Source organism: Streptomyces fuscigenes, assembly GCF_021556455.1.
Taxonomy (GTDB): Bacteria; Actinomycetota; Actinomycetes; order Streptomycetales; family Streptomycetaceae; genus Streptomyces; species Streptomyces fuscigenes.
In genome coordinates this window covers 1-4,074 of sequence record NZ_JAKGCV010000474.1, presented here as the reverse complement: position 1 = coordinate 4,074, position 4,074 = coordinate 1, and the positions used below count along the sequence as shown (strand labels likewise).

The following is a 4,074-nucleotide window of genomic DNA, read 5'->3' as shown; positions in this document are numbered from 1 at the left end:
CCGCGGGCCCCGCCCGTGACAGGGGCACGGCCACGGGGCCCCGCCCCCGCCACGCCTCCGGCACCGCCACCGCCGAGGGCACGCGGCCCCGTCCCGCCCCCGCCCCTATATCCGGGACACGTTGCGCTCGTAGACGAGGCGCAGGCCGATCAGGGTCAGCCACGGCTCGTGCTCGTCGATGACCGACGCCTCCCCCAGCACCATCGGCGCGAGGCCGCCGGTCGCGATGACCGTGACGTCCTCGGGGTCCTCCGCCAGCTCGCGGGCCATGCGGGTGACGACGCCGTCGACCTGGCCCGCGAAGCCGTACACGATCCCCGACTGCATCGCCTCGACCGTGTTCTTGCCGATGACGCTGCGGGGCCGGGCCAGCTCGATCTTCCGCAGCTGCGCGCCCTTGACGCCGAGCGCGTCCACGGAGATCTCGATGCCGGGCGCGATCACCCCGCCCGTGTACTCGCCGCGTGCGCTGACCGCGTCGAACGTCGTCGCCGTGCCGAAGTCGACGACGATCGCGGGCCCGCCGTAGAGGTCGACGGCGGCTACCGCGTTGACGATGCGGTCCGCGCCGACCTCCTTCGGGTTGTCCATCAGGATCGGCACGCCCGTCTTGATGCCGGGCTCGACGAGGACCGCCGGCACGTCCCCGTAGTAGCGCCGGGTCACCTCGCGCAGCTCGTGCAGCACCGACGGCACCGTCGAGCAGATCGAGATGCCCTCGATCCCCTCGCCCAGCTCCATGCCGAGCAGCGGGTGCATGCCCATCAGGCCCTGCAGCAGGACCGCCAGCTCGTCCGCGGTCCGGCGGGCGTCCGTGGAGATCCGCCAGTGCTCGACGATCTCCTCCCCGTCGAAGAGGCCGAGGACGGTGTGGGTGTTGCCGACGTCGATGGTCAGCAGCATCAGGCGTCCGCCCCCGGCACGTCCGCCTCGCGCAGGTCGAGGCCGATGTCGAGGATGCGCGAGGAGTGGGTCAGCGCGCCCACGGACAGGAAGTCGACGCCGGTCTCCGCGTAGGCGTGCGCGTTGTCGAGGGTGAGGCGGCCGGAGGACTCCAGGAAGGCGCGGCCGTTGACGATGCCGACGGCCTCGGACGTCTCCTCCGGGGTGAAATTGTCCAGCAGGATCAGGTCGGCGCCCGCGTCCAGCACCTCGCGCAGCTGGTGCAGCGTGTCGACCTCCACCTCGATCGCGAGGTCCGGGTACTGCCGCCGCACGGCCGCGAACGCCTCCGCGACCCCGCCGGCCGCCACCACGTGGTTGTCCTTGACCAGCGCGGCGTCCGAGAGGGACATGCGGTGGTTCACGCCGCCGCCGCAGCGCACCGCGTACTTCTCCAGCGCCCGCAGGCCGGGCGTGGTCTTGCGGGTGTCGCGTACCTTCGCCTTGGTGCCGTCGAGCGCGTCGGCCCAGGTGCGGGTCGCCGTCGCGATGCCGGAGAGCCTGCACAGGATGTTCAGCGCGCTGCGCTCGGCCGTCAGCAGGTCCCGGGTGCGCCCCGTGACGCTCAGCAGCTTCTGCCCCGCGACGACCCGGTCGCCGTCGGCCGCGTGCCGCTCGACCTCGAAGTCGTCGGTGCACACGACCGAGAGCACCGCCTCGGCGACGTGCAGCCCGGCCACGACGCCGTCCTCGCGCGCCGTGAAGTCGCCGGTGGCCACGGCGTCCTCGGGGACCGTCGCCGCGGTCGTCACGTCGATGCCGCCGTCCAGGTCCTCCTGCACGGCGACGTGCGCGACGTCCTCGACCTGGACGGGGTCGAGGCCCAGGTCCGCGAGGATCGCCGCGAGGGCGGGGTCGAGCCCGCACTCGAGGTCCTCCGGCTCGGCGCAGGAGCAGCCGTCCGGGCCGCAGGTGCTGCCGGCGGCGGGCGCGCCGATGTGGATCAGCGGCACGGCCACCGGCTCGGGACGCGGGGTGTCTTCGGGCGTGCTCACGATGCTGCTCCCTGGGGGCGTTCTGGCTGGGGCTGGGGGTCCTGGTGACCGGCCGGGGGAAGGCCGGCACCGGACGGCGGTGCGGATCGGGGGCGGGCGCCCGCGCCGGGTCCGGCGCCGCCGGGGTCACCGGCGTCGCCGAGGGCGGCACCGTCGGTGCGGGAGACCTCGAAGGACAGGTCGGGGGTGAGGCGGACCACGACGTGCCGGTGCCACCGGGCGTCGTCGCGGTCGGGGAAGTCCTCGCGCCAGTGGCAGCCGCGGGTCTCCTCGCGCCACCGCGCGGCGGTGACGAGGGCGCGGGCCACGGTCAGCAGGTTCGTGGTCTCCCAGGCCTCGACGCCGGGCTCGGCGGACTTGGGCTCCGGGCCCACGGCCTCCAGCCCGGCGGCCGCGCTCTCCAGTCCGGCCGCGGACCTGAGGACTCCGGCGCCCTCCGACATCGTCCGCTGGACCCGGACGCGGGCGGCCGGGTCGACGAGGCCGACCACCGTCCCCGGCTCCGCGGCCGGGGCGGGCGTGCCGCCGGGGGCGGGCGTACGGGCCGGGCCCCGGGCGGCGGCCTCGGCGGCGACGTCCTCCGCTATGCGCTCGGCGAAGACGAGGCCCTCCAGCAGCGAGTTGGACGCCAGCCGGTTCGCGCCGTGGACGCCCGTGCAGGCGACCTCGCCGCACGCGTAGAGCCCGGGCACGCTCGTGCGGCCCGCCAGGTCGGTGCGTACGCCGCCGGACGCGTAGTGCGCGGCGGGCGCCACCGGGATCGGCTCCGTCACCGGGTCGATGCCGTGGTCGCGGCAGGCCGCGAGGATCGTCGGGAAGCGCGTCTCCCACATCTCGCGGCCGAAGTGGCGGGCGTCCAGGTACATGTGCGTGGCGCCCTGCTCGCGCATCCGCCGCGTGATCGCCTTGGCGACGATGTCGCGGGGCGCCAGTTCGGCCAGCTCGTGGGCGCCGACCATGAAGCGGACGCCGTCCGCGTCGACGAGGTGCGCGCCCTCGCCCCGCACCGCCTCGGACACCAGCGGCTGCTGGCCCTCGCGGCCGGCGCCCAGGTACATCACCGTGGGGTGGAACTGGACGAACTCGACGTCGGCGACGGCCGCGCCCGCGCGCAGCGCGAGGGCGACGCCGTCGCCCGTCGACACGGCCGGGTTGGTCGTCGCGGCGAACACCTGTCCCATGCCGCCGGTCGCCAGGACGACCGCGGGGGCGCGGACCGCGCCGACGCCGTCGTGCTGTCCCTCGCCCATCACGTGCAGCGTGACGCCCGCGGCGCGGCCGTCGGCGTCCTTCAGCAGGTCGAGTGCGAGCGCGTTCTCGATCGTCCGCACCGCCGTCGTCCGCACGGCCTCGCCGAGGGCGCGCGCCACCTCCGCGCCGGTCGCGTCGCCGCCCGCGTGCACGATGCGGCGCCGGTGGTGGCCGCCCTCGCGGGTGAGTTCGAGCGTGCCGTCGGCGGCCAGGTCGAAGGCGGCGCCCGTGTCGATGAGCCGCCGCACCGCCGCCGCGCCCTCGGTCACCAGGGCCGCCACGGCCTGCTCGTCGCACAGCCCCACGCCCGCGACGAGCGTGTCGTCGAGGTGCTGCTGGGGGGTGTCCCCCTCGCCGAGCGTCGCCGCGATGCCGCCCTGGGCCCAGCGGGTGGACCCGTCGTCCAGGCGCGCCTTCGTGACGACGACGGTGCGCAGCCCCGCCGCACAGCAGCGCAGCGCGGCCGTCAGCCCGGCGACGCCGGAGCCCACCACGACGACGTCCGCCTCGATCGACCAGCCCGGCGCGGGCGCCGCGAGCCGTATGCCCTTCGGGGCGCCTGCTCTGCCGGCCGCGCCCTCCGTGTCTCTCCTGCTGCCGCCGGTGCTCATGCGCTCGCCGCTCCGAAAGTCAGGGGGATGTTGTCGATCAGCCGTGTCGTGCCGACCCGGGCCGCGACGGCGAGCACCGCCTCGCCGGTGAAGTCGTCGGGCACCTCGGTGAAGTCCGCCGGGTCGATCAGTGCCAGGTAGTCGAGCGCGAGGGGCGGGTCCGTGCGCGCGCCGAGGTCCAGCACGGTGCGCGCCGCCGCCCGTACCGCGTCGGCGCCCGCGGAGCCCGTGCGTCCCGGACCGGCCTGGCCCGCGCAGGCCACCGCGTGGGCGTC

Annotated in this window: 4 protein-coding genes; all 4 read right to left on the bottom strand. The window is 75.7% G+C overall.

Annotated features, from left to right (window positions below):
* Positions 1-105 precede the first annotated feature (105 nt).
* A complete protein-coding gene (locus tag L1885_RS24825) occupies positions 106-903 on the bottom strand; it encodes a type III pantothenate kinase (RefSeq protein ID WP_235799409.1) in 798 nt (265 codons plus the stop codon).
* Complete coding sequence (gene nadC, locus L1885_RS24820) at positions 903-1,937, bottom strand: carboxylating nicotinate-nucleotide diphosphorylase (RefSeq protein ID WP_235799408.1); 1,035 nt, start codon at positions 1,935-1,937, stop codon at positions 903-905. Before nadC ends, L1885_RS24825 begins: the two co-directional genes overlap by 1 nt.
* A complete protein-coding gene (locus tag L1885_RS24815) occupies positions 1,934-3,799 on the bottom strand; it encodes an L-aspartate oxidase (RefSeq protein ID WP_235799407.1) in 1,866 nt (621 codons plus the stop codon). The genes nadC and L1885_RS24815 overlap by 4 nt, the downstream gene beginning before the upstream one ends.
* Positions 3,796-4,074 (bottom strand): pantoate--beta-alanine ligase (locus tag L1885_RS24810; protein ID WP_235799406.1); only part of this gene is annotated, 279 nt, incomplete at its 5' end. The genes L1885_RS24815 and L1885_RS24810, both read right to left, overlap by 4 nt.

What these genes read in the sequence shown, in the direction of transcription:
- L1885_RS24825 (WP_235799409.1), bottom strand. Translation starts at nt 903, where the DNA reads ATGCTGCTGACCATCGACGTCGGCAACACCCACACCGTCCTCGGCCTC.
- L1885_RS24815 (WP_235799407.1), bottom strand. Translation starts at nt 3,799, where the DNA reads ATGAGCACCGGCGGCAGCAGGAGAGACACGGAGGGCGCGGCCGGCAGA.